The sequence below is a fragment of the Paenibacillus sp. GYB006 genome (genome assembly GCF_036577645.1).
Taxonomy (GTDB): Bacteria; Bacillota; Bacilli; order Paenibacillales; family Paenibacillaceae; genus Paenibacillus.
The window spans coordinates 739,917-765,812 of record NZ_JARBDA010000001.1; the positions used below are offsets into that span (position 1 = coordinate 739,917).

27 protein-coding genes and 1 other RNA gene are annotated in these 25,896 nt (G+C 41.1%); 17 read left to right on the forward strand and 11 right to left on the reverse strand.

All coding sequences use genetic code 11. From position 1 onward, the window contains the following. The first annotated feature begins 14 nt into the window (after positions 1 to 14). From hemH to PV403_RS03610, 8 genes are all read left to right on the forward strand, one after another. Complete coding sequence (hemH, locus tag PV403_RS03575; RefSeq protein ID WP_442951729.1) at positions 15 to 962, forward strand: ferrochelatase; 948 nt, start codon at positions 15 to 17, stop codon at positions 960 to 962. A 218-nt stretch (positions 963 to 1,180) separates the two neighbouring features. Beyond that, positions 1,181 to 2,629, forward strand: a complete 1,449-nt coding sequence (locus tag PV403_RS03580; RefSeq protein ID WP_332083613.1) for a CapA family protein — start codon at positions 1,181 to 1,183, stop codon at positions 2,627 to 2,629. A 28-nt stretch (positions 2,630 to 2,657) separates the two neighbouring features. Then, positions 2,658 to 3,422 carry a glycerophosphodiester phosphodiesterase gene (locus PV403_RS03585; RefSeq protein ID WP_332083614.1) on the forward strand — a complete coding sequence of 255 codons (765 nt, stop codon included), beginning with the start codon at positions 2,658 to 2,660 and terminating at the stop codon, positions 3,420 to 3,422. 24 nt (positions 3,423 to 3,446) lie between these two features. Further along, complete coding sequence (locus PV403_RS03590; protein WP_332083615.1) at positions 3,447 to 4,070, forward strand: fumarylacetoacetate hydrolase family protein; 624 nt, start codon at positions 3,447 to 3,449, stop codon at positions 4,068 to 4,070. A gap of 175 nt (positions 4,071 to 4,245) precedes the next feature. Continuing rightward, a complete protein-coding gene (locus tag PV403_RS03595; RefSeq protein ID WP_332083616.1) occupies positions 4,246 to 5,055 on the forward strand; it encodes a DUF92 domain-containing protein in 810 nt (269 codons plus the stop codon). A 29-nt stretch (positions 5,056 to 5,084) separates the two neighbouring features. Then, complete coding sequence (locus tag PV403_RS03600) at positions 5,085 to 5,672, forward strand: TetR/AcrR family transcriptional regulator (protein WP_332083617.1); 588 nt, start codon at positions 5,085 to 5,087, stop codon at positions 5,670 to 5,672. 54 nt (positions 5,673 to 5,726) lie between these two features. Next, positions 5,727 to 7,664, forward strand: a complete 1,938-nt coding sequence (locus PV403_RS03605; RefSeq protein WP_332083618.1) for an ABC-F family ATP-binding cassette domain-containing protein — start codon at positions 5,727 to 5,729, stop codon at positions 7,662 to 7,664. A 45-nt stretch (positions 7,665 to 7,709) separates the two neighbouring features. Then, positions 7,710 to 8,651 (forward strand): hypothetical protein, encoded by a 942-nt coding sequence (locus PV403_RS03610; RefSeq protein WP_213532189.1) that lies wholly within the window; start codon positions 7,710 to 7,712, stop codon positions 8,649 to 8,651. Between the two features lie 270 nt (positions 8,652 to 8,921). Here PV403_RS03610 and PV403_RS03615 read toward each other — a convergent pair whose 3' ends face one another. From PV403_RS03615 to PV403_RS03630, 4 genes are all read right to left on the reverse strand, one after another. Further along, positions 8,922 to 9,959, reverse strand: a complete 1,038-nt coding sequence (locus PV403_RS03615; RefSeq protein WP_213532190.1) for a M42 family metallopeptidase — start codon at positions 9,957 to 9,959, stop codon at positions 8,922 to 8,924. Between the two features lie 106 nt (positions 9,960 to 10,065). After that, the gene (gene pepF, locus PV403_RS03620) at positions 10,066 to 11,856 is read right to left on the reverse strand and encodes an oligoendopeptidase F (protein ID WP_332083796.1); all 1,791 of its coding nucleotides are present in this window, start codon (positions 11,854 to 11,856) and stop codon (positions 10,066 to 10,068) included. A 225-nt stretch (positions 11,857 to 12,081) separates the two neighbouring features. Further along, on the reverse strand, positions 12,082 to 12,264 hold the full coding sequence (locus PV403_RS03625; protein ID WP_191798084.1) for a hypothetical protein: 183 nt from the start codon (positions 12,262 to 12,264) through the stop codon (positions 12,082 to 12,084). 5 nt (positions 12,265 to 12,269) lie between these two features. After that, a complete protein-coding gene (locus PV403_RS03630; protein ID WP_160033009.1) occupies positions 12,270 to 12,503 on the reverse strand; it encodes a hypothetical protein in 234 nt (77 codons plus the stop codon). Positions 12,504 to 12,666: 163 nt separating this feature from the next. On the opposite strand from PV403_RS03630, the gene PV403_RS03635 reads away from it, so the two are divergent. The 3 genes from PV403_RS03635 to pfkA all read left to right on the forward strand — a co-directional run bounded on the left by PV403_RS03635 (position 12,667) and on the right by pfkA (position 15,221). Further along, positions 12,667 to 12,864, forward strand: a complete 198-nt coding sequence (locus PV403_RS03635; protein ID WP_160033010.1) for a cold shock domain-containing protein — start codon at positions 12,667 to 12,669, stop codon at positions 12,862 to 12,864. Positions 12,865 to 13,199: 335 nt separating this feature from the next. After that, a complete protein-coding gene (locus PV403_RS03640; protein ID WP_332083797.1) occupies positions 13,200 to 14,234 on the forward strand; it encodes a tetraprenyl-beta-curcumene synthase family protein in 1,035 nt (344 codons plus the stop codon). A 15-nt stretch (positions 14,235 to 14,249) separates the two neighbouring features. Continuing rightward, entirely contained in the window at positions 14,250 to 15,221 is a 972-nt protein-coding gene (gene pfkA / locus PV403_RS03645) for a 6-phosphofructokinase (RefSeq protein ID WP_213532191.1), read from the forward strand. A 63-nt stretch (positions 15,222 to 15,284) separates the two neighbouring features. On the opposite strand, the gene PV403_RS03650 is transcribed toward pfkA, so the two are convergent. From PV403_RS03650 to PV403_RS03660, 3 genes are all read right to left on the reverse strand, one after another. After that, on the reverse strand, positions 15,285 to 16,646 hold the full coding sequence (locus tag PV403_RS03650; RefSeq protein ID WP_332083619.1) for an MATE family efflux transporter: 1,362 nt from the start codon (positions 16,644 to 16,646) through the stop codon (positions 15,285 to 15,287). Positions 16,647 to 16,829: 183 nt separating this feature from the next. Then, on the reverse strand, positions 16,830 to 17,018 hold the full coding sequence (locus tag PV403_RS03655) for a hypothetical protein (protein WP_201450707.1): 189 nt from the start codon (positions 17,016 to 17,018) through the stop codon (positions 16,830 to 16,832). A 186-nt stretch (positions 17,019 to 17,204) separates the two neighbouring features. Beyond that, positions 17,205 to 18,026: a YitT family protein gene (locus PV403_RS03660; protein WP_213532193.1), complete on the reverse strand. Its 822-nt coding sequence runs from the start codon at positions 18,024 to 18,026 to the stop codon at positions 17,205 to 17,207. A gap of 324 nt (positions 18,027 to 18,350) precedes the next feature. On the opposite strand from PV403_RS03660, the gene PV403_RS03665 reads away from it, so the two are divergent. Then, a complete protein-coding gene (locus PV403_RS03665; RefSeq protein WP_332083620.1) occupies positions 18,351 to 19,949 on the forward strand; it encodes a DEAD/DEAH box helicase in 1,599 nt (532 codons plus the stop codon). A gap of 50 nt (positions 19,950 to 19,999) precedes the next feature. Here the strand turns inward: PV403_RS03665 and PV403_RS03670 are convergent, their stop codons facing one another. Continuing rightward, positions 20,000 to 20,125 carry a hypothetical protein gene (locus PV403_RS03670; RefSeq protein WP_283771257.1) on the reverse strand — a complete coding sequence of 42 codons (126 nt, stop codon included), beginning with the start codon at positions 20,123 to 20,125 and terminating at the stop codon, positions 20,000 to 20,002. Between the two features lie 422 nt (positions 20,126 to 20,547). Here PV403_RS03670 and PV403_RS03675 point away from each other — a divergent pair, with 422 nt between their 5' ends. The 3 genes from PV403_RS03675 (at position 20,548) to PV403_RS03685 (ending at position 22,214) form a co-directional block, all read left to right on the forward strand. Beyond that, positions 20,548 to 21,324 (forward strand): YesL family protein, encoded by a 777-nt coding sequence (locus PV403_RS03675; protein ID WP_213532195.1) that lies wholly within the window; start codon positions 20,548 to 20,550, stop codon positions 21,322 to 21,324. 71 nt (positions 21,325 to 21,395) lie between these two features. Continuing rightward, positions 21,396 to 21,586, forward strand: a non-coding RNA gene (ssrS, locus tag PV403_RS03680) — 6S RNA. A gap of 232 nt (positions 21,587 to 21,818) precedes the next feature. After that, on the forward strand, positions 21,819 to 22,214 hold the full coding sequence (locus tag PV403_RS03685) for a DUF1499 domain-containing protein (protein WP_213532196.1): 396 nt from the start codon (positions 21,819 to 21,821) through the stop codon (positions 22,212 to 22,214). Positions 22,215 to 22,267: 53 nt separating this feature from the next. Here the strand turns inward: PV403_RS03685 and tpx are convergent, their stop codons facing one another. Continuing rightward, positions 22,268 to 22,786, reverse strand: a complete 519-nt coding sequence (tpx, locus tag PV403_RS03690; protein ID WP_332083621.1) for a thiol peroxidase — start codon at positions 22,784 to 22,786, stop codon at positions 22,268 to 22,270. A 101-nt stretch (positions 22,787 to 22,887) separates the two neighbouring features. Between tpx and PV403_RS03695 the strand changes: the two genes are divergently transcribed. Next, entirely contained in the window at positions 22,888 to 23,508 is a 621-nt protein-coding gene (locus tag PV403_RS03695) for a rhomboid family intramembrane serine protease (protein WP_332083622.1), read from the forward strand. Between the two features lie 88 nt (positions 23,509 to 23,596). Continuing rightward, the gene (locus PV403_RS03700) at positions 23,597 to 24,508 is read left to right on the forward strand and encodes a LysR family transcriptional regulator (protein ID WP_160033024.1); all 912 of its coding nucleotides are present in this window, start codon (positions 23,597 to 23,599) and stop codon (positions 24,506 to 24,508) included. 22 nt (positions 24,509 to 24,530) lie between these two features. On the opposite strand, the gene PV403_RS03705 is transcribed toward PV403_RS03700, so the two are convergent. Together PV403_RS03705 and PV403_RS03710 are read right to left on the reverse strand one after the other, a co-directional pair. Then, positions 24,531 to 25,205, reverse strand: coding sequence for a zinc metallopeptidase (locus PV403_RS03705; protein ID WP_332083623.1), 675 nt, complete (start codon positions 25,203 to 25,205; stop codon positions 24,531 to 24,533). Positions 25,206 to 25,233: 28 nt separating this feature from the next. Further along, a complete protein-coding gene (locus PV403_RS03710) occupies positions 25,234 to 25,662 on the reverse strand; it encodes a MerR family transcriptional regulator (RefSeq protein ID WP_213532258.1) in 429 nt (142 codons plus the stop codon). Positions 25,663 to 25,896: the final 234 nt, after the last annotated feature.

Here is a 25,896-nt window from a genome sequence, read left to right on the forward strand (position 1 = left end):
GGATGGATGAGATAATGAATCAAATAGGTGTACTCGTCATGTCGTACGGCACTCCTCAAAGTATGGAGGATATTGAAGCATATTATACACATATTAGACGCGGGAATAAGCCAACGGAAGAGCAACTCGCTGAACTTACCGAACGATATGAAGCGATCGTTGGCGGAGTTTTTCCGCTTCGCGAGAATACGAACAAGCAAGTGGAATCATTAGAGCAAACTTTGAAACAGGATACTAGAACCGCAGGTACTGAATATCGTTGTTATCAAGGTTTGAAGCATGCGAGCCCATTTATCGAAGATGGAGTAGATGCGATGGCGGCAGACGGTATTAAAAAAGCAATTGGAATCGTACTTGCTCCTCATTATTCTACAATGAGTGTTGGATCTTACATTAAGAGAGCACAGGCAAAGGCAGAGGAACACGGGATAGACATGAGCTTTATTGAATCCTATCATTTACATCCGAAGCTCATAGAGGCACTTACCATGCGAGTGGTCGCTAAGCTGAATGATTTTGAAGAGGCGGGAGCGATCCGCAAAGATGTTCGGGTATTGTTCAGTGCCCATAGTCTGCCGGCAAAAATCGTAGAGATGGGTGACCCATATCCGGAGCAGCTGCTTGAAACTTCCAAGGTTGTAGCAAAACAAGCTGGAGTAGATCGTTGGCAGTTCACTTGGCAAAGTGCAGGGCGTACAGCAACGCCATGGCTTGGACCGGATATTCTTGATACACTGCAGGAACTTAGCAAAGAAGAGGTTGAGGATGTACTGGTAGCACCTATTGGTTTTGTATCCGATCATCTAGAAGTACTGTATGATCTTGATATTGAAGCAAAAGCGGTCGCTAAAGAACTGGATATGCGACTCATGCGCATCGATTCACTTAATAGTGACCCGCTTTATATGGAAGCACTCAGTGATGTTATTATTAGACGTGCTGATGAAAAGTGGAACGCTTAATTAGTAATCTTATATAACGTGTGATTTGCGTTACATTCTCATTAAAATAACCGCAAGCTGCTCTCTATACGAGTAAGCTTTGCGGTTATTTTTGTTTATTTATAATTTCTCTTCCTCTCTATGAATTCACACCAAATATCCTTTAAATGGTATAATAGATTCGTTTCATAGACTCGTAAGATTACTTTACTAGTCAATTATAGTAAGAAGGAGATTTTATGCTACCCTCAAGAACAGAAAGAAGTAAAGCAGCCAAAAAGAAAAAGCAACGGAAGAGAACCCAGAAATGGATAACCATTAATATGGTGTTGGTTTTACTGGTTGCAGGTTTTATGATTGCGATTAGGACAGGAAACATACCGTTGATCGTAAGTAATAACCAGGATCAAGCCGATATGGTGGATAATTCTGATGTATCAAATTCAGCTTCAGAGAGTAACGAGCAACTTACTGATGATACCGAGCAGGATATAGCTGATGATAAGGAACAAGAGGCAACTGATGATAAAGAACAAGATGCAGGTGATAAACAGCAAGGCAGTGAAGAACAAGCTCCCGATCGGTCCCAAGGCGAGGAACAGAAGCTGGAATCGGAGTCTAACTCACAAGAAGGGCAAGACTTGATAAACGAACCTGATCAGAAACTTGATGATGAGTCGAATAAATCAGATGAGGCCAAAGAAGCAGCAAAGGAAGAAGAATTAATAAATACGGCTGCTAAAGAGTCAATTACTATGCACTTTGCAGGGGATGTTCAGTTCTCAGGTAAAGTAGAGGATTTATTATTAAAAAAAGGGTTCGACTATCCGTATCAACATTTGGGCTCTTTGTTTACAAATGACGATCTTACCTTTATTAATTTGGAGACACCTGTCACTACAGGTGGAGAAGCAGCTCAAAATAAAAGCTTTGTATATAAATCCTCTCCAAAAGCTCTCAAATCACTAGCTGCTGCGGGTGTGGATGTCGTAAACCTGGCCAATAATCATATATTGGACCAAGGAGTAAAGGGTCTAACGGATACACTTACGCATCTGAAAAACAATAAACTTAGCTATGTGGGTGCTGGCCTGAATCGAAAGGAAGCTTATAGCCCTGTTTATTACGAGAAAAATGGAATCAAAATTGCATTATTAGGTTTTACAAGAGTTATTCCTGAAGCGAGTTGGCGGGCAGAAGCAGGGAAACCTGGTGTGGCGGACGCATATAATAGCACGGAAGCGGTAAAAGCCATAAAGCAAGCTCATAAAAAGGCGGATCTCGTGATTGTGATGGCTCATTGGGGACAAGAGCGGCATACAACACCGGATGAGAATCAAAAAAAACTAGGTTATGAATTTATTGATGCAGGCGCAGATCTTGTGATTGGCGGTCATCCCCATGTACTTCAAGGATTAGAGTCTTATAAAGGGAAATGGATCGCCTATAGCACGGGTAATTTTATTTTTTCAAGATCAGCTACAGCGGAAACGTGGAAAACGGCTATCTTTGAGGCAACATGTCAAAAAGATGGGAAATGCGGTATCAAATTATTACCTTATCATGCGGAGCTTGCACAGCCCGTTCCGATGAACAAGAAAGAGGGAGCAGCATTGCTGCGTGAGGTTCAGAATAGATCATTTGGAGCTAAAATAAGCGAAGACGGGACGGTCTCATCCATAAAATAAATCGTTCCTGCAAAGAGGGTGAAGTTAGATGGACAATCCATGCGTAGCACATCGCGGGTATTCTTCCCTTGCTCCCGAGAATACAATCGCTGCATTCAAACTGGCTATGGAGCAAGAGCAGGTTTCCTGGATTGAGCTTGATGTGCAGCTCTCTCGTGATGGAGTTCCTGTGGTAATCCATGATTTTCGTCTGGAACGAACAACAAATGGCAGTGGCAATGTAAGAGATCATACCCTTGCTGAACTAAAGAAACTGGATGCTGGAAGCTGGAAATCGAAAAAGTATGCGGGGGAACGTATTCCTACACTGGCAGAAGTGCTTGAACTTACCAAGGGGAAAGTAAAGCTTAATATTGAGCTGAAAACGGTCGGTAATATGTATCCTGATTTGGCAGCTTCTGTTATTGGAAAACTGTATGGCGTATGGAAACCTCGTGATTATGTTATTACCTCTTTTGAGAAGAAGGCATTACGGCAGGTAAAACAAATTCATCCCGATATTCCGACAGGGCTGATTATTAATGCATCTCCTGCAGACCTTGCAAGGCAACTAGAAGAACTAGGATGTCATTTTCTATCCATTGGATATCCTTATGTCACGAAGTCGCTTATAAAGGAGATGAATAGTAAAAATATTAGAGTCATGGCATGGACGATTGATTCATCGCGTATCATGCGTAATATTGCGGCGCTTGACCCAAGTATTATGCTGTGCACGAATCGGCCTGAATTGTGGAACAAAGCGAACTCCAGGAAATTATCGAAATTATTCAAACCTAATTCATCCAAGTAGACAGGACAAGAGGAGAGAAGAGATATGCAGAGAACAATTCGAAATGTATATTGTGTGGGGCGAAATTACCGGCTTCATGCGGAAGAACTAGGGAATGCCGTTCCGGAAGAACCGATGATTTTTATGAAACCATCTCATGCACTTGTAATGATGAATGGACAGACTCTTGCACTACCCGAAGGACGCGGAGAAATCCATTATGAAGCAGAACTTGTCATCAAAATTGGAAAAGAGGTTTGTCCTGGAGAGGTTATAAATCAAGTAGTGGACTCCTACGCTTTCGGCATTGATTTTACCCTGCGTGATGTACAGTCTAAGCTAAAAAGCAAGGGACACCCTTGGACAGCAGCAAAAGGTTTCCTTGGTTCTGCTCCCATCAGTGAGTTTAAGCCTTTTGAAGGAATAGACGCTCTTATGGCATCTGATTTTACGCTGAATAAGAATGATGAGGAAGTGCAGCGGGGCAATATTCAGGACATGATCTTTAGCCTCCAGGACATCGTAGATTATATAGCACTGCATTATGGACTTGGTGAGGGAGATATTATATTTACAGGAACGCCTGCAGGCGTTGGACCAGTCCAGTCTGGGGATATGCTAAAACTAAGCTTTGCCGGTGAAGATATAGGCAGTATTACGATCAAATAACCTGATGAAAGACAAAAGGAACTAAATAAGGACACGCTTTTGCGACTATCCTGAATCAGCTAGTTGCGATTGCGTGTTTTTTATATTGTTTGATTCAATAGCTGGACTGACTCGGCATGGATCCGCGTGTTATACTATTGAAATATAAAATAGATGTACAGGAGAACTGACACTTATGGACTATATATGGGGCACTTTATTTGCACTCCTCGTGGCTGGTGCTGCCTATAGGAAGAAATCACTCACAGGTTCGGGTTTTGCTGCAGCTGTTGTGATGGGTGCAGTATACTATGGAGCAGGTAATTTATTCTGGTTCGGCACCTTGCTGCTATTTTTTATTACTTCGACCCTGCTCTCGAAATATAAGAAACGTGAGAAGCGTGAATTAGAAAAATCCTATGCTAAGACTGGAAACCGGGATGCTGCTCAAGTGTTTGCAAATGGCGGACTTGGGATGATATTAGTCATTCTATATGCTCTTTTTCCGCATCCCGTGTGGATGTATGTTTTCATTGGAATCATGGCAACGGTTACTGCTGATACGTGGGCTACTGAAATTGGAAGTCTTAGCCGTAGAAGACCGAGATCAGTCATTACACTGCAACCTGTAGCTCCTGGGGCTTCTGGGGGAGTGACATTGACGGGTAATATTGCATCCATGTCAGGGGCGCTTCTTATTGGTGTGGGAGCTTACCTTTTCTTACAAGTAACAGGGCAAGAGATGCAGGCTTCCTTATTAGCATATGCACTAATTGGGCTTATCTCTGGATTCGCTGGGGCTTATCTTGATTCTCTGTTAGGGGCGACGGCGCAGCGAATGTATTGCTGCAGGGTATGCGGTACAGAAATGGAAGTGCATGAGCACTGCGGCGTTAGAACGATAAAAAGCCGTGGTTTAGGCTGGATGAGCAATGATCTTGTGAATTTACTAAGTTCCTTGTTCGGCGGAGCTCTAGCAGGTATTCTGGGGCACTTTATATTTTGAATGACTAGATTTGTAGGGTGGTGATAAGTATGGATCCAATAGACAAACAGGAAGCGATCTTGGACGCGGGTTATCATCTATTCGGGATGAAAGGTTTTTATGAAACTAAAATGTCCGAAATTGCGGAAGAGGCTGGCATCGCCAAAGGAACTATTTATTTATATTTTAAAAATAAAGAAGCCCTTTTCACAGCAGTTACCCGCAGAGATTGTGAACGTTTTCTTCAGTCAGCTAGAGCTATTTTAAAAGACTCTTCTATGAATATGCAAGATAAATTAATCGTTTTCGCGCGGAATCACTTAACATACTATTATGAGCGGCGTCAGCACACAAAACTGTTCTTTATGACGCCGAATAATGATCCAGAGCTCATAGAGTATATGAAGCGTTTTTTACAAGAGTATATGTATATCGTGCAAGAAATGCTCTCGGAAGGCGGATTACCAGAGCCGGAACTTTATGCTGTATCTTATATTGGTATTTTAGACCGGCATAAAATGGATATCATGGTCAAACCAAATTTTGGGGCAGAGGAACTGGAGAACAGAGTGAAGTTTGCAAGCAACTTATTCATCAATGGTTGTGGTAAAGAACTTGCAAGTTCGTACTTCACCTAATAAAAAACACATATAAGATGTATCTAAACTGAAGTAAAGTAGGGAAATTTCATAATGAATATAATGACAGTTGAACATATTTCCAAAAGCTATGGAGAAAAGATTCTTTTCAAAGATGCGTCGTTTGGTATGAACGATCAAGATAAAATCGGTATTGTGGGTGTAAACGGAACAGGCAAATCCACATTTCTTCGCGTGATTGCAGGTAAGGAACAAGCAGACGAAGGTAACGTGGCAATCGGTAACCATGTACGGATCGAGATGTTAGATCAGAATCCGGATTATGACCCTGATATCACGGTACTACAGCAAGTATTTCAAGGCGACTCACCCGAAATGCAGACCGTTCGCAGCTATATGGAAATTATGGAACTGCTAGAACTAAAGCCAAGTGATGAAATGCTGCTGCAAAAGCTAACTTCAATTAGTGAAAAGATGGAAGCGCATGATGTATGGCAGCTAGAGAGTGAAGCAAAAACAATTCTCTCTAAACTAGGCATTCAGCAGTTCGAAGCAAAAATGGGCAGTTTATCGGGTGGACAGCGAAAAAGGGTTGCGCTTGCCGCTGCACTCATTCATCCATCGGATCTTCTTATACTGGATGAGCCTACAAACCATATCGATAACGATTCTGTCGTTTGGCTGGAACAATATTTACAAAAACGCCGCGGTGCGCTTCTTATGATCACGCATGATCGTTATTTTTTGGACCGAGTAGCGAATGTGATGATTGAACTTGATCATGGACGTCTTTTCCGGTATGAAGCAAACTACACTAAGTTTCTAGAACTGAAAGCAGAACGTGAAGAGAGAGAAGCGTCCTCAGAGCAAAAACGGCAAAATTTATTGCGCAGCGAACTTGCCTGGATTCGCCGAGGCGCGAAAGCACGGACGACAAAACAAAAAGCGAGAATTGACCGCTTTGAAAAATTGAGAGATCAGGACAATCTTCATCGGTCTGGAGATCTGGAAATGTCAGTGGCTTCTGCTAGACTCGGCAAGAAGATTTTAGAAATAGAACATCTGTCAAAAAAAATCGAAGATCGCACCTTGGTAGATGATCTAAGTTATATTGCGGTTCCTGGTGACCGTGTAGGTATTGTAGGGCCAAACGGCAGCGGTAAATCAACACTGCTCAATATGATTGCAGGTCGAATTCAGCCAGATTCCGGTGAGATTGTAGTAGGACCTACCGTTAAACTGGGTTATTTTACACAAGAACATCAAGAAATGGACGAGAACCTAAGGGTCATCGAATATATCAAAGAAGAAGCAGAAGTGATTCGCACAGGAGATGGAGAAACCATTACTGCGGCTCAGATGCTCGAACGATTCTTATTTCCTCCTGCAGCGCAGTGGACGTATATTTCCCGCTTGTCTGGGGGAGAAAAGCGCCGTCTGTATTTGTTAAGAGTCCTTATGTCTGCACCTAATGTACTTCTCCTAGATGAGCCTACGAATGATCTGGATATCAGTACCCTTAGTGTTCTCGAAACCTACTTGGAGGATTTCCCTGGCGTTGTTTTTGTCGTATCGCATGATCGGTATTTCCTTGATCGTACGATTGATAAAGTGCTTGCCTTTGAAGGCGAGGGTCAGGTGAGAGTACATGTAGGGGACTACTCAGAGTACGCAGAGTGGCTTGTTAAGAATGGGCAAGAGCCCGGGAAAGAAATGAATAAGAAAGAATCAAGTGTGGAGAAAAAAGATTCTCCAGTTGCCTCTGTAAAGTCTGAAGATACGCCTAAAACGAAACTGAAATTTAGTTTTAAAGAGCAGCGGGAATATGAGCAGATTGATACAATGATTGAAGCTGCAGAGCAGAAGATAGCAGATCTTACTTCTCAAATGGAAGAAGCTTTTGCGGATGCATCAAGACTCCAAGAATTAATGAAGCAACAGACAGAGGCGGAGTTAGAGCTGGAACATTTAATGGAAAGATGGACTTATTTAAATGAACTAGCAGAGCAGATCGAACAGAACAAGAAGTAAATAACATTTATCTTCGTAAGTCTTGGAAGGACGAGAAGGGAGAGAATGTCTGTGTATGAGGAAATGAATGAACGCCTTGCACTACTGAAGGAAAAAGGCAGATTGCTTCACAAATGGACTTCCCGAGAAGAAAACCTACAGGAACTTGAAAAAAGGGGAGAAGAACTCCTTTATGTTCGAAAAGAACATCTGCGTGCAGAACAAAAGGATGTAGATCAGCTTCTTAAGACTTCTTTGTCTTCTTTATTTTACAGTGTGGTGGGGAGAAAAGAAGAGAAGCTGGAGAAAGAGGAGAAAGAACTTTTAGAGAGCAAAGCGTTGTATGACGAAGCATCCCGTGCTCTTGAGGATATTCGCAAACAGCTTTCTGAGGTGAGAAGCGAGATTGCAGCTTTGTATGAATGGCAACACTGGAGACAAGAATACGATGAACTTATGGCTGACAAACAGAAAAGCTTGGCAGACTCAGATGATTTTATTCAGAAGTGTTTGGAAAATGAGGTCAAGATCAAAGGACAACTGAAAGAGATCGATGAAGCGATGGGCGCAGGCAATCGAGTGCTCGATAGTCTCGATGAGGCTGCCGAATCTCTAAAATCAGTGGGAAATTGGGGAACCTACGATATGCTTGGTGGAGGAATGATCTCCACACATATTAAACATAGCCGAATTGGAGATGCAGAAGATCATGTCCATGAAGCTCAGTTCCATCTTCGTAAATTTCAGGAAGAGCTTCGTGATGTCAATGTAATCCTGGATAGTGATTTTGAAATTCAAGGTATGCTTACTTTTGCGGATTATTTCCTTGATGGATTTTTTAGTGACTGGTTGGTACAAAATAAAATCCATGACGCCCAGGACCGTGTTAGCAAAGGTATGGGAGAGGTGGGTAGAGTTTTAATAAAACTTGATTCCACAAAGCAGAAACTACTCGGTGAACTTATGAATTGGGAGAACAAGCGAAAGAGAGCAGTAGAAGAAGCTTAACTTTTTTGTCGTTACTATTGAGGTTGTAAAACCCCAGCTTATGAAGTGTAATTCGGGGAAGGTTATTGGTTTTACCGTAGGGACTTCTAAACCCTATTCTAGGGCTGTTTTTTAAATGTAAGGACGAAATCTATATGATAAGAAAATAAAGACCCCGAGAGGGGTCTTTATTGTTTAAGAAGAATATTAAGTTCGATCATTTTTTTCTGTCAGGATTCGTTTATGATGTGATTTCGTGATGTAAGTAATGCTTTTTCAATCAAAAGAGATTTACGCAGTGATGTAAGCAGCTAACAGTCTAGCTGTATTGATTACAGCTTTTTTATGCGTACGTTCCATAGCATGAGAAGCATGTACACCCGGTCCGATCAAAGCCGCACGAATATTATTACCGCCGCGTAGTGCAGCTGTAGCATCCGAACCATAGAAAGGGTAGATATCGACAGCGTAGTCGATGTCAGATGCTTTTGCTAGCTCAATCAGCCTTGATGTCATTTCATAATCATAAGGTCCTGAAGAATCTTTTGCGCAGATGGATACGTCGGTTTCTTTACAAGATAGATCATCACCAATACAGCCCATATCCACAGCAATCATTTCATCAATATCACTTGGAATATAAGCCGTACCGTGACCAACTTCCTCATAATTGCTGATTAACAGTTTCACTTGATGTTTAGGCTTCCATTGATTACTTTTAGCAGATTCTAGTAAAGCAAAGAGAGCAGAGACACTTGCTTTGTCATCCAGATGGCGAGATTTGATATACCCGCTGGCTGTAAACTCGGCACGTGGGTTAAAAGAAATAAAATCGCCTACTCCGATTCCTAGATCCAAAACATCTTGTTTTGTTTCTACCATCTCATCAATTCGAATTTCCATATGACTTTCTTCTCGTTTGAATTCTCTGGCACCTGCATAGACGTGTACCGATGGAGCCGTTGACATAATGGTACCTGTATAGGACTTGCCACTGCGAGTATGGATGATGCAGTATTCATTTTCGATCGAATTCATCATGAATCCACCGATGGATGTTAGTTTTAGCGTTCCGCTGGAGGTAATAGAACGAACCATGGCACCTAGTGTATCGACATGAGCACTTAACGCGATCGTTCTACTATTGTCCTCACCTGGAAGCGTGATAATGGTGCCGCCTTTTGCATTGCGTTCATACGTAAAGCCAAGTCTTGACACTTCTGCTTCGATGATTTCCATAATGTGATGAGTAAACCCACTAGGGCTCGGAGTGTTAAGTAATTTATCTAGTAATTGTAAAGTATATTCCTCGTTGATTTGAATGCTCATCGTTCAATCTCCCTTGTCATGTGTTTTATCTGACCCCGCTTGAAACTGCTGTAAATCATGGAGAATCCCTTGCCGGCTATTGGCAAGGGATTCTAGGTATAATATTTTATTTCGTAAGTTGTTCCATTTGGGTGATTACCTCTTCGAATACGGCCATCGCCTCGCGAATCGGTTCTGGGGAAGACATATCGACACCTGCTTTTTTCAGGATATTGATAGAGTAGTCACTTCCACCGCTTTGCAGGAAGCCAAGGTAACGATCTACGGCAGGTTGACCTTCTTCCAGAATCTGTTTGGAGAAGCTGGTTGCTGCAGAGAACCCTGTTGCATATTTGTAAACGTAGAAGCTGTTGTAGAAATGAGGGATACGTGCCCATTCCATTTCGATATCCTGATCAACTACCATATCATCTCCATGATACTTTTTGTTCAGTTCATAGTAGATTTCGGAGAGAAGCTGAGGTGTTAAGGATTCTCCTTGTTCTGCACGTTCGTGAATGATTTTCTCAAACTCAGCAAACATCGTTTGGCGGAATACGGTTGTACGGAATTGATCTGCATAATAGGTGAGTAGATACAATTTCTCTTTTGGATCTGTTGATTTTTTAAGCATATAATCCATCAGCAGAGCTTCATTCGTAGTAGACGCAACTTCTGCCAAGAAAATGGTGTATTGCGCGTCTCTATATTTCTGTGCATGGTCTGAGAAATAAGAGTGAAGAGCGTGACCCATCTCATGAGTTAACGTGAACATACTGTTCAAGTTATCTTTATGATTCAGGAGTACATAAGGATGTGTGCCGTAAGCGCCCCAGCTATACGCTCCTGTGCGTTTATTTTCATTTTCGTATACATCGATCCATCGGTCGTTGAAACCTTCCTGAAGAGCATCCAGATACTTCTCACCAAGAGGTTTTAAGCTTTCTTTAACGGTCTTTTTCGCTTCATCGTAGGAGATATCCATTTTGTACTCATCAACGAGAGGAGCGAAGAGGTCATACATATGCAGTTCATCTACTCCGAGCAGCTTTTTGCGCAGTTTCATATAACGCTGAAGCAGCGGCAAGCTTTCATGGATGGTATCAACGAGGTTCGTATACACTTCGGTTGGAATGTTATCACCATAGAGGGACATTTCCATAACAGAAGGGTATTTACGAACAGTTGAATAAAAAATGTTTTTATTTACACTCGCGCTGAGCGTAGCAGCGATCGTATTTTTATTTTTCGCGTAAGTGCTGTAGACTGCTTTGAACGCTCTCTCGCGCACTTCACGATTTGGATTCTCCAGGAACTGAATATAGCTGCCGTGAGTCAGTTCAACTTCGTTTCCATGCTCATCCTTGATTTTCGGGAATTTGAGATCGGCATTATTCAGCATGCCAAAAATCGTCTGCGGAGCTTGAGACAAGTTACCAACTTGAGCAAGTAATGCTTCTTCCGCTTTTGATAGAACATGTGCTTTTTCGCGTTTCATCTCTACTAACGTGAATTGGTAAGGCTTAAGAATAGGATTTTCAATAAAAGCATCGAGTTCCTGATCCGGTAAAGCGAGAATTTCCGGAGTCACAAAAGATAAAGATTCACTAACCTGCACACTCAACTTTTTCGCCTTTTGAGAAAGTGCTTGATATGTAGGATTTGCCGTATCTTCATCATGGTGCATATGAGCGTAAACATATAAACGTTCTGTTTTGAGGGAAATATCATCTTCGAGTTCAAAACAGGATTTTACAGCTTCCGCTTGACTCAGTTTGCCTTGGAATTCTGCTGCTTTTTTGGTCAAGGTTTTGACCTCTTCATACTCTTTATCCCATGCAGCTTGATTCTCAAATAAATCCTGCAGGTTCCACTGATCTTCTAAAGGTACTTCACTTCGTTTCACTACTTTACTCATATTCATCCTCCTTTGATGATCATTAAATAAAGACGGGCCGGAACGGTCAGCTTGTGCATGAGCGGCACCATTTGTAAACATCAGACTAACTGCAAGCACAAAGAGCAATGTCTTTCGGGCATACAATAGCGGTTCCTCCTTAATGTAAGGCACTAATGCATAGTATGACCGTTCCGGTAATGAAATATTTGAAAGGAAGTAACCGCCAGGGTACCAGGTGAGCGGTTAGCTGCCCATTGTCAACAAGCTGTACATAATAAGGAAGAAGGCGAACGCAATCATTAGAATAGAAATAATAGCAAGCGGCCTGCGAAGTCTTTGTGGAAGCGAGTCTTTTTTCACAATAACGACAACGCCGAGCAGGAAGGCAGAAACAATAAAAATAAGTATGTTACTGCTAACATCCATATATTTTATACCTCTTTGAAAGCAGCCATAATTTCAGCCCATTCTTCTTCTCTGTCTACAAAGTCTTCTTTAGGGAATCGATTTTTTGCCCACTGCATAAGAGCTGGTCTGCTCATAAATGTGTGAGTATCTTCTCCCCATTGATCAGAGATTTCACGAAGCACTATATAACGACCTTGTACTTCTACAGTCATCATATTCCATTTGTCTTTTTTATATATTTGATGTTTTTTAATCATGTGCATTTCTCCATTTGCGGTTTTGGTAAAATGATACCTTACCCGAGTTCCAGAAGCAAATTATTTTATAGCTTTGATCAAAACAGTAATTGCATTGTAAAAACTTATGCAGTATAATATAGACATTCGCCATAGATGGCGGTATTTTTAGGAGGTTGTTCATTTGAAAGGTACAGTTAAATGGTTTAATGCAGAAAAAGGTTATGGTTTTCTTCAAGTTGAAGGCGGCGACGATGTATTCGTTCACTTCTCCGCTATTCAAGGAGACGGATTCAAAACTCTAGAAGAAGGTCAAGCGGTAGAATTCGAAATTACTGATGGAAACCGTGGTCCTCAAGCAGCTAACGTAATCAAACTGTAAGAATTTTTCCGTACTTATCGGATTTCTTATACAAGTTTGTTTGAATCGTGTATTGAAAGCGCAGTTTTCCCGATTAGGGGAGCTGCGCTTTTTTTGATTGTTTCTGTGATTATATTCACACATGCTATAATGTAAATATGATAAAAAATGGATAGAGGTCTAATGTTTGATAATATAAATAAGTGACTTAGATTATTTGTACAAAATGGCATGTCATATTATAATGGGTATTGGTTTGAACAGGTATGAATATGTAAAGAACAAAGTGGAGGCACCGTCATTTGATTAACCAAAAACAAAGTTATCGTAATGTTCCACGGGGGCCCATTGGACTAATGAACCGGGTATACAGACATATTTTCCCTGGTGTAAGACAAGAACTTAGTCGTATTAAAATGAGAGCAGAAGAGATTCCAGACCCGGAGCTTAGAACACAGGCACTTGCCAGTATTGCAAGCAAACAGTTTCACTGTGAAGGAGGCGCTGTTTATGCAGCCGCCAATTTGTCGATGAAGGAAGTCCTTATTCCACTCATCGTATCGTACCAAACGATCAGTGATTATTTGGATAATTTATGCGATCGAAGCACTTCCATGGATGCCGATGATTTTAGGCTGCTACATAAATCGATGCTTGACGCGGTTAATCCTGACGCGAAATTAGTAAATTATTATGCACTTCGTAAAGAACAAGAAGATGATGGATATTTGCATAGTCTTGTATCTACTTGTCAATCCTGCTTAAAGAGGTTGCCCGGATATTCGGCTGTTAAATCTCATGTTCAGGATTTGGTAGGACTCTATGTTGACTTACAAGTGTACAAGCATATTAAGCCTGAACTTCGTGAACAAGCTTTACTCGATTGGTGGGAACTTCATAAGCAGCGCACGCCGGCATTACAATGGAATGAGTTTGCAGCAGCTACGGGTTCAACACTAGGGGTATTCATGCTTTTCCTTGCTGCTACAGACCCACATCTAGATGATGTTGAAGCTTCCTCTATTCATGCATCCTATTTCCCGCATGTGACAGGACTACACATCATGCTCGATTACTTAATCGATCAGGAAGAAGACAAACAGGGTGGAGATCTTAACTTTTGTAACTATTACGAAAGCGAGAATGAAATGATCGAACGGTTCGCCTATATTGTTGATGAGGCTCGTAACGACGTTTCGCACATGCCTGCTAGTTCTTTTCACCGGATGATTATTGAAGGACTGCTTGCACTATACTTGACTGATCCTAAGGTCAGCGAGCAGCAGGAGGTTCGTTCCGTCTCCAAAAGGTTACTAAGAAATAGCCCGCTAACTAGACGCTTTTTCTTGGTCAATACCAAATGGATTCGTAAACATATGTATGAGAAATAAGAGGAGGAAATCATAATGTCAGCAGTCAAAAAAATTGCAGTGTTAACTAGTGGAGGAGACTCTCAGGGGATGAACGCCGCTGTTCGTGCCGTGGTACGCAGTGGGCTTTACTATGGGCTTGAAGTATTTGGTATTCAACGTGGGTATCAAGGTCTCTTAAATAATGATATTCGCCAAATGGACCTTCGTAGTGTTGGAGATATTATTCAGCGCGGTGGAACCGTGCTTCAATCTGCACGTTGTAAGGAGTTTATGACACCAGAAGGTCAGCAAAAAGGTGCAGACATCCTGAGAGAGCACGGCATCGACGGTCTTGTCGTTATTGGCGGGGACGGATCTTATCAAGGGGCTAACAAGCTGAGTAAACTCGGAATTAATACGATGGCTCTTCCTGGTACAATTGATAATGATATTTCTTATACGGATTACACGATCGGTTTCGATACAGCTACAAGTATTGTAGTAGATGCCATTAACAAACTTCGTGACACCATGTCTTCTCATGAACGTTCATCCATCGTAGAGGTTATGGGTCGTCATTGCGGTGATATCGCACTTCATGCAGGACTAGCATCTGGTGCTGAGACTATTCTTGTTCCAGAAGTTCCATTTGATATGGATGAAGTTGCAAATCGGATGAGATCAAACTTTGAACACGGAAAACGTCATAGTATCATTGTTGTGGCAGAAGGTGTTGGCAAGGGAGAAGACGTAGCTAAAGAAATTATGGAGCGCTGCCCAGCGTATGAGCCGCGAGTAACGGTTCTAGGTCACATTCAACGTGGTGGTACGCCAACTCCTTTTGATCGTAACTTAGCCAGCCGTCTAGGTGATTTTGCTGTTCGTAAACTGATTGAAGGTGAATCCGATAAAGCTTGCGGAATTATTAATAATCAGTTGACACTTACAGACATCGACCTTGTAGTTAATACGAAAAAACCAATTAATATGGAATTGTATGATCTTGCACTTCGCCTTTCCCAATAACCTATATAAATTAACCAAAAAGCTGCTCAGTGAATACCTTTTAGGTACACTGAGCAGCTTTTTTTACTTACTCGTTAATTTTTGATTGTATTTACGTTGTATTCTTACAAGGCGCCATAACAGAGCGAATGCACCGCATCCAAGCCCGACGATTAAACCAATCCAGTACCCGTAAGGTCCGAGAGTTGTATAAGTAGCTGTTATAAACCCGACTGGCAGTCCAATTACCCAAAAAGCAATAAAAGTAATGATAAAAGCAGGAGAAACATCCTTGTATCCTCGTAATGAACCTTGTACCGGTGTGGCTACCGCATCTGAAATTTGGAAGAAGATGGCATACACTAAAAAATGCTGAATCAGATCAATGACAATAGGGTCGGTAGAATAAATACCAGCAACCTGCTTGCCGAATACAATAAGCACCACAGCAGTCAGTAATGATAACGTTACAGCACTGCCGATTCCGATGATGCTGTATTTCTTGGCATCCTGTAAACGTCTTGCTCCGACTTCAAAACCGACCAGAATCGTGAGTGACATACTGATACTAAGCGGAATCATATATAGGGTAGATGCAAAGTTCAGCGCTGCTTGGTGCGCTGCAATCGTTGCTGTATCAAATCTACTCATAAATAAGGTAACCGCTGAGAATACAGAGGTCTCAAAAAATATCGCAAATCCAATGGGTATACCAATTGTCAAAAGCTCTTTCCATTTACGAATAGAAGGACCATGCCACTTCCGGAATACGCCATACTCGGCAAAAGGGCGTATACGATGCACTACAACGATGGAAATGAAGAAAATAATCCAGTAAGTACATGCGGAAGCAACACCCGCACCAACCCCGCCAAGACGAGGGAAGCCAAAATGACCGAATATCAGTAAATAATTCAGTAAGATATTGATTGGCAAGGAAATGAGCGTAATGATCATCGTTATTCTTGTTTGGCCAAGAGAATCCATAAAGTTACGAAGTACGGTATATCCAAAGAGCGGGATAACCCCAAATGAAATGGCACTAAGAAAATAATAAGCAACGGATTGAACCCGATCTTCAAGGCTCATAAATTCCAAAACAGGGCCAATGACGAAACTTCCCACAAGAAGAATGAGAATCGCGATTGTAACAGCAAAATAGAGTGCCTGTATTACATTGAAACGCACATCACTTTTGCGACCGCTGCCGATCAACTGAGATACAATCGGTGTAATTCCCATGAGAATACCGCTGAGTCCGGTTTGGATGGGAATCCAGAGACTAGCTCCAATCGCTACACCTGCTAAATCTTGTGGGCTATAGTGGCCTGACATATTGGTGTCGAAAAAAGTGATTGCCGATAACGAAATCTGCGTAATGAGGATGGGGAGCAAAATGATAAGAAATTGCTTCCATTTTTGGGAAGTAGTAAATGTCTGATTCATGTCTATTCTCCATTTATTTCTTTGTATAAGATTTGTGAATGCACACAAAGAAATATTTTAATAGAAGTACCGGAGAATGAACAGAGTAATTTCTTTCTATACGAGTGAAAAAAGAGAAGAGAATTCAAAATAAAATAAAAAAACCGCTATGCCGAGAAACGGCGATAGCGGCGGCGTGCGGTTTTATTGTAAATACATATTGTCTTGCTGTTCACAAATACTGTACTGAATGATTTCCATAGCATCCTCTGGTTCCAAAATCCCGAATCCATCCCGAAGCACAATTAACGAATTGAGTTCATGTTGCCTTAAAGTGGGGAGCATTTCTGGAAACCATTTAGAGACGATATCAGACAGTTTTACCCTTTCCATTTCCACAAATAATCACCCTTTCCTCACTTAGAATCATTCAGCAAAGAATCATTCATTGCCTGGAAAAGCCTTGTGCTTGGTGAAATTACGGATAGACAAGATAAGCTCTTGAGAACATCATTGCAATAACGAGTATGCATTCATAGTATACCACAAGGACCTTAAATATTACACTTGACAAACACCCTAATTCTTCCTAAAAGAACCCATGATCCCGACGGTTTCTACAATGTTAACAAACGCCTTCGGATCGGTGTCCTTGATAATTTGTTTTATTTCGTCGAGTTCATATTTCGTCGTTACCGTCATCAGCATATCTTTTTCATGCTCAGTGAAGGCACCTTGTGTTTTGATTTTGGTGACCCCTCGCTGTCTTGGTAGCAATTTTTTTAGCATGATCTCTGTCTCGTTGGTAACGATAAATAAAGTCACTTTCACATGCCCGATATGAATAAGGTCTATAATCTTGCCTGTAATGTAAATGGATAATACAGAGATTAAGGCAATATTCCAGTCATTATTCAAATATCCGGCAAGCATAATAATAATCCCGTTCATACACGCCATAATCGTTCCGATAGGAAAATCTCGGTACCGGGTAATAATGGAAGCAACGATATCTAGCCCTCCAGATGATCCTCCTGCCCGGTATGCCAAACCAGTTCCTACCCCAATCAGTACCCCGCCAAATACAGAAGAGAGGAGGGGGTCTTCTACAACGGCAGTTACAGGTACTAAATTTAACATCCATGTCGTTGCTATAACATTCAATATGCTAAAAGTGATAAACCTCCTGCCGAGCATAAACCAACCGGCAATAAGGAGTGGGATGTTAAGAGCGAAGTACATGAAGTTAAAATCCAGACTGGTGAAATATCCGATAAGCATGGATACACCAGAAATACCCCCACTAAGAAGCTCATGAGGGATTAAGAAAAGATTGAAGCCTGCTGCAATAATGGCACCGCCTATAAAAACAAGTGCGGATTTTGTTAGTAATTTAAACACTTTCTCACCTCAACAATAATTCATATTATAATGCTAGCTGGTAATTGTAAATCGTTTTGTGATATAATATTGTTTAGATGTTCTTGAGTAGGTCGCTTTTTTCGGAAAAAGCATGTTTTGTTTTCAGCAAGTTTCAATTAAAAACATCATATGTAGTTTAGTCAATAATAGAGGGAAAGTATTCTCTTCATTATTGAAAAAAGGTGAAATCGTGCAGAAAACTTCGCATGATCCAACAGCCAATAAATGTAACGCTACTTAAGAATACAGATAACGAAGTGGATTTGTCCACATGTCCACCATATAAAAGGAGTTTGAAAAAATTTGACAACTTTCTCAGAATTTAATTTGGAACCTAAGGTTCTACAAGCTATTACAGAACTAGGATTCGAAGAAGCAACACCCATTCAATCTAAATCAATCCCATTAGCACTTGGCGGAAGTGATTTGATTGGACAAGCACAAACAGGTACAGGAAAAACAGCTGCTTTTGGTATTCCACTCATCAGCAAAATCGACAAAACTGACGAAAAAATCCGTGCACTGATTATGGCACCTACCCGTGAACTTGCTATTCAAGTAGCAGAAGAAATCGAGAAACTTTCTCGTTTTAAAGGGATCCGCACTCTTCCAATCTACGGCGGTCAAGATATCGTTCGCCAAATTCGCGCTTTGAAAAAGAAACCACAAGTGATTATCGGTACACCAGGTCGTTTGCTTGACCATATCAACCGTAAAACAATCAAACTTGAAGATGTACAAACTGTTGTACTGGACGAAGCTGATGAAATGCTGGATATGGGTTTCATGGAAGATATCCAATCGATCCTGAAACAAGTTCCAGACGAGCGTCAAACGATGTTGTTCTCGGCTACAATGCCTCCTAACATTCAAAAACTTGCACAACAATTCTTGAAAAACCCAGAGCACGTATCCGTTATTCCTAAACAAGTAAGCGCACCGCTTATCGATCAATCTTATATCGAAGTACCTGAACGTCAAAAATTTGACGCGCTGAGCCGTTTGCTTGACATGGAATCTCCTGAGCTTGCTATCGTATTCGGTCGTACAAAACGTCGTGTAGATGAGCTTGCAGAAGCTTTGCAAAAACGTGGATACTCTGCAGATGGTCTGCATGGTGACCTTTCTCAGAATCAACGTGACGCTGTAATGCGTAAATTCCGTGATGGAAGCATTGATGTACTCGTAGCTACAGACGTAGCAGCTCGTGGACTTGACGTTTCTGGTGTAACACATGTAGTAAACTTTGACCTTCCGCAAGACCCTGAGAGCTATGTTCACCGTATTGGTCGTACAGGCCGTGCAGGTAAAGAAGGTGCAGCTTACTCTTTCGTGACTCCGCGTGAGATTGATCATTTGCACTTCATCGAGCGTGTAACTCGTCACCGTATTCCGCGTAAACCGCTTCCTACACTTGCAGAAGCAATTGAAGGTAAACAACGCGTAACGGCAGAACGTCTACTTGAAATTGTACAAGATGGTGAATTGAACGAGTACAAAGGAATTGCGATTCAAATGCTTGAGCAGTACGACTCTGTACAACTTTTGTCTGCAGCTCTTAAACTCCTTACAGGAGATAAAAAAGATGCAGCGATCGAACTTACACCTGAGGATCCGATTCGTGCTAAACGTCGTAAACCAGATGTTCGTTCTAGTGGACGTAAGCCTTCTGGCGGTTACGGTGGTAATCGCAGCGGCGGATACAATCGCAGTGGTAGCGGTAGTGGAAGCAGCAACAGAGGCGGATACAACAGTGGTGGACGTAAAGAAGGCGGATATAATCGCGACCGTGATCGTGATCGCAAACCGCGTTCATATAGCAGTAATAACAGCGCTGGCAACAACAGCAATAACAACAGCGGTGAGCGTAGACCTCGTCGTGAAGATTCTTCATTTGAATAAGATACAAAAAGAAGAAGACGAAGCATATGATGCTTCGTCTTTTCTGTTATTTAACAGAAGAATGTTTTAGAAATAATGACAAGCAGAATGAATAAAACGAGAATCGTACCTGTGGAGAACCATTCAAAACCACCTGTACCACAACCACCAACAACAGGACCACAGCCGTAAGACATCGCGTTCACCTCCTTACGATCAGAAGCTTGCTTTGCTCTTCTACTACACTTTATCCTATGGACGAATTAAGAAAAATGACTAGATATATGCCTAAAGGTCTAATAAATAGGCTTATACCTTTATATTTCAGCAAAATATACATTTTTTTATAAATGGGAAGCCTCGTATTTGCCTGAGATGCTAGCTTTTCATTATAGTTATGCGGTATAGTTACTAGTAGAGATCACGAATAACTCTGGATTTTCTTGAGCGGTCAATTTACATTATGAATGGATATTCTTTGCTAACAGAGCTGCGTTTGCCTTGTATTCATACATAATATAAAGCACTACTCGGATTCGAGAATCCGCATCTAAGATGATACATGGGGCTGAATTTCGGTATAATTGGAATTTTTCCTGTGTGTAAGGAGGAGAAAAATTTGGAGTTTAAGGGAGCAATGGGAGGCATATATCGCCTTACGGAATGGATCACTAGATTTGCAGGGGCTAACCTGTTATGGGTACTCTGTGCTTCACCATTCTTTTTCTTTACGATTGTGAAGATTCTCGTTTTGGGGCAAGGGATGGCGAATGAATCGATACAAATGAACTGGGCCATCGCAATCGTGGCACCGTTTACATTCTTTCCCGCGACAGCAGCCTTATTCAATGTAGTTCGTAAATGGGTCATGGGGGATGCTGATGTCCCTGTATTCAAAACCTTTTTTGCTGGTTACAAAGATAACTTTAAGCAAAGTATGATAGGCGGTATTTTCTATACCATTCTATTTGTTGTGATGTATTTGGATTATACCGTATACATGACACAATTTAAGAATTTGCAGTTAATTGGTATTATTATGCTGATTCTATTACTATTACTTGGTGTTTCTATGTTTAACTTCTTTTCGATGGTGGTTCATTATCACATGTCGATTGGACTCATCATTAAGAATGCTGTGCTCATTACGTTAATCCGTCCCTTCCGCGTATTCTCAACTCTGCTTGGAGCGGGATTAGTAAGTTATATTGGTGCACAGTATCCAGCATTATTCTTTTTCTTTATTGGCAGCGTAATTGCATGGTTTGCTTTCTTTAATTTCTACGCTACTTTCACCAAAATGCAGGAACAAATAGAGAAAATGCAAGCAGATCAGGCAGATGAAGAGGGAATTCAAGAAGAATCATCCTCTGAGTCACGCACAGAATTGAAATAAGAAGAGTCGTGATGATTAGCATATTCTGTTTTCTTATTTACTTTTACATGGAATAGCGCTATAATTGTTTCTACATCCTGCGATGTTCGTATCGGTTATTCGTTGTTTTTGAACCAATGACTATGTCTCGGGAGATCAAACGAGGTGCGGCTGAAACGCCCTGTCTATATGACATGGGGACTTCATAACCAGCTCTGAGATCACCCACCTGCTATCGCAGGTTCAGAAGACAATATAATCGGACGGCATTTGCGGGAATCCTTTTCAGGATTTAAGAAACATCTCCACGTACTCTGTAAGGGTGCTTTGAGATGTTTTTTTAGTTTTATTAGAAATGGTGAATAGACAGCAGCTCATCAGTCTTCCCGTTCTAATTACGAATCGATTTTATTATAATTACATAGGTTGTTTCTGCTCACTTTTGTTCTGCGATAGAGAATGTTACACTAGACTAAAGAAAAAAGGGAGCGGCTATATATAAAGGGGGAAGAGTCTTGTCACTCAAAAGAACACTTGTCGGTATTATCCGCAGTATGGAAGGAACAAGCGATCGAGCTAAGGATCCCAAAATGAAAACGCGTTACTATAACTTGTCTAGAGACAAAGCATGGGATGAAATTTCCTCTCTAATGAAGAAGATACCTGGCTACAAAGTACTTCACGAGGTTCCTTCTGTGGGTGAAATTACGATGGAGAAACGCACTACATTTGGTCGTACATTAGATATTACGGTGACTTTAATTCAAGTGACACCTGTCCGTACGGCGGTTGATATTTATTCTGCTTCAAAAGGTTCATTAGGGGATCTTGGAGCGAATTATCGAATTATACTTCAAATTTTTGATATTATTGATAAGAAGCTCTCTAGGTATAAAGTGACCGGAGAATAAAATAAAAAGCGAGCAAGGACAAGTCCTCGTTCGCTTTTTTTGTGTGACAGGAATTACAAAAGTTCTTTCACCGCTTGAATTGCGGTTTCATAGTTAGGTGGCTCTGTCATTTCTGCCAGATACTCTACATATGTAATTTTGTCGTTTGCATCAATAACAAAAATAGAACGCATATCAAGTGCGAATTCTTTAATGAGAACACCATATGCTTTGCCAAAGGAGTTCGTTTTGTAATCCGAAAGGGTTACTACTTTATCCACGCCTGCTGCACCGCACCAACGAGCTTGAGCAAAAGGTAGATCTGCGCTTACTGTTAAAATGACTACATTCTCTCCAAGAGAAGCAGCCTCTTCATTGAAGCGGCGAGTTTGTGCATCGCACACACCCGTATCAAGGGAAGGAACGACGCTGATCAGTTTGACTTTTCCAGCATAGTCCGAAAGATTTACTTCAGTAAGCAAGTCTTTGTTTAGTGTAAAGTCGGGAGCTTGATCTCCCGCTTTCAGTTCGGGTCCGATCAGTGTGAGGGGACTACCTTTAAATGTGGCTACGCCACTACGTTCTTGGGACATCTATGTCTACCTCCTTAAAATTGGTTATCTTCATACTTATCTATTATAATCGTATTAGCAAGTTTATGTCCAATGCAGGGCATTTAAGAAAGGGTGTAGTTATGATTTTTTTGCGTTATGAAAACTGGAAAGGGTACATAAAGTATTATCCGATAACCACGGTACTGCTTGCAGCTAACGTCATTATGTTTATGGTATTAGTCTTTAATGGCGGATCGGAGAATCCATACACCTTATTAAAGTTTGGAGCTTTAGCTAATATCCCTCCTTTGAATGAGGAAGTATGGCGCTTGTTCGCTTCGATGTTCCTTCATTCTGGATTTGATCATTTGTTCTTTAATTGTTTTGCCTTGCTGGTATTTGCACCGCCGCTGGAAAGATTACTCGGTTGGTGGAAATATGCTTTTTTATACGTAGCAAGTGGTTTTATTGGTAATTTGATCACACAGGGTTATTATAATAACCTATCGTCAACATCGTATGCGGTGGGAGCATCAGGTGCAATCTATGGTGTCTATGGTGCATTTTTATATATAGCTATTTTCCAGCGCAACAAGATGGATGAAGCCTCAAGGAAGGTGATGTATACCATTTTAGGATTCGGTATTATTTTTTCTTTGGGTGTAGCGAATATTAATTTAGTTGCTCATTTTGGCGGGCTGATTGCTGGCTTTTTCATATACGGGTTACTAATTAGATTATTTAAACAGAAGCATCGTTGATTCATTCGTGCTTGCATGATACAGTAGAGTCAAGAAGAGCATCCTTGGAATACTTGGATGGTTTTAGTAGATTGGAGCGATTAAACGAGTGGAACTACGACAGTTGCAGTACTTTTTAAAGGTTGCACAGAAAGAACACGTGACTCAAGCTGCGGAAGAGCTTCATGTAGCTCAATCCGCAGTAAGTCGCCAGATTCATCATCTTGAAGAGGAACTCGGAGTCGACTTGTTTATGCACAAGGGAAGAAATTTGCAACTTACTCCTGTGGGACAATTATTCTGTAAAAGAGTAGAGGGAATTCTTAAGGACTTGGATCGGGCTGTTGGTGAGGTGCATGAATTTTCAGACCCTGAAAAAGGGGAAATTCGTATTGGTTTCCCGCATAGTCTTGGTATCCACCTTATTCCTTCTGTCGTTTCGGAGTTTAGAAAGCGCTATCCTAATGTGAAATTTAAGTTTAAACAAGGTATGTACCCAACATTGATTAGAGATGTATTATCTTCAGAAGTAGATCTAGCGTTTATTTCTCCTTTTCCTGAGAAACATGAGCAGATCGGCGGGGATGTAGTTCTTACAGAAGAGTTGTATGCCATTTTACCACAAAACCACCCGCTTGCTGGAGAAGAAACAATTCGATTGGAACAATTAAAGGAAGATAAGTTTATCTTATTTAGCAAAGGTTATTCTCTAAGGCCGATCGTATGGCATGCTTGTTTAGAAGCAGGATTTACTCCGAGGATTGCATTTGAAGGCGAAGAGACGGATGCAATACGCGGTCTTGTAGCAGCTGGGATGGGAGTGAGTGTTCTTCCGGAAATGGCCTTATTTCAAACCAATCCGCTCCAACCTGCTAGAGTAAGATTATCAAGCCCGAGAGTAACTCGTTCCATCGGACTTATTCATCGAAATGATGAGAAGTTACCGCTCGTTGCGCAGTCTTTCCGGTCATTTTTACTTGATTACTTTGGCTTAGAAAATAACAAAACCCCAGTCAATTAAGACTGGGGTTCTTATATATTCGCTATTCACGGTTGCTTGTGAAGATCGCAATATATCTAATAAGCTCAAGCAGTGAGATAAGAGCAGCTGCAACATAAGTCAGGGCTGCGGCATTAAGAACTTTACCAACGCCACGTTCTTCTTCTCTCTGGATATATCCTTCTTGTACAATAATGTCGCGAGCACGGTTGCTGGCATTAAATTCAACGGGAAGGGTAATCAATTGAAAAGCTACCGTTACCGAGAAGAAAATGATACCAATACCAATTAAGTTAAGTGCATTAAAGAGAAATCCACCCAAAATAAGAAATGGTGCAATACCGGATGCGAAGTTCACGACAGGGAAAATTTTGTGACGCAATACGAGCATTGGATAATGTTCTTTATGCTGAATCGCGTGACCTACCTCGTGAGATGCAACAGAGATGGCTGAAATCGATCTTTCGTAGTACACTGGCTCTGACAGACGAACCACACGGTGAATCGGATCATAGTGGTCAGAAAGAGCTCCACGCACAGGCTCAATCGGTACATCATGAAGTCCATTGAGATCGAGCATGCGTCTTGCAACATCATAGCCCGTCATTCCTGTTGTGTTTTCCACTTTAGCCCATTTGTTAAAGGTACCTTTAACTCGGAATTGGGCCCAAAGTGACAATATAAATGCAACGATAATTAGAACATACAGAAATCCCATAAATTTACCTCCATACTATTATGAATAACTACATCATGGAGCTTTCAAGCAAAATCTTCAGTGCTTCCATACAAGCGGCACTTTTCGTTAATAACCCTGCAACGACTTTGCGCTGATGGGTAGGTTTCATGTCTTGAAGGAGAGGTTTTAGTTCATTCATTTCTCGTTCAAGCTGCTGTACATGAATTTCCAGACTGTTAAGTTTGCTTGTAACCTGCTCATTCGAGGAAACAGAGCTCCATTTTTCTAAAGACTGTTTAATCTCATCGAGACTATACTTCTCTAGTTTCATCTGGATAATACGTTCTAGACGAGACAAGGTTTCATGATTGTATAATCTATAGTTTTTTTGTGTACGTTGCTCTGGCGTAATCAGCCCAAGCTTCGTGTAATAGTCAATCGTACGTTCACTGACACCGGCAGCTTTCGACAATTCACCGATTCGATACAGCTTCATATCCCCATCGAGAACACTCACCTTTCCCTATTCAATAAACAATATGATACATGATGAAGAACCGTACAGTCAAACGTTACACTTTTTAGGTCATTATATACACTTGCTCTCATAATTAGTAAAAAAAATATACGGAAATGGAAACGATTTCATGTAGAGATATTCATTGTAAGTATTGTGTAGTAATGATTATAATCTTAATGATAAATAATTTCTTGTTTGATGTTAATTTGT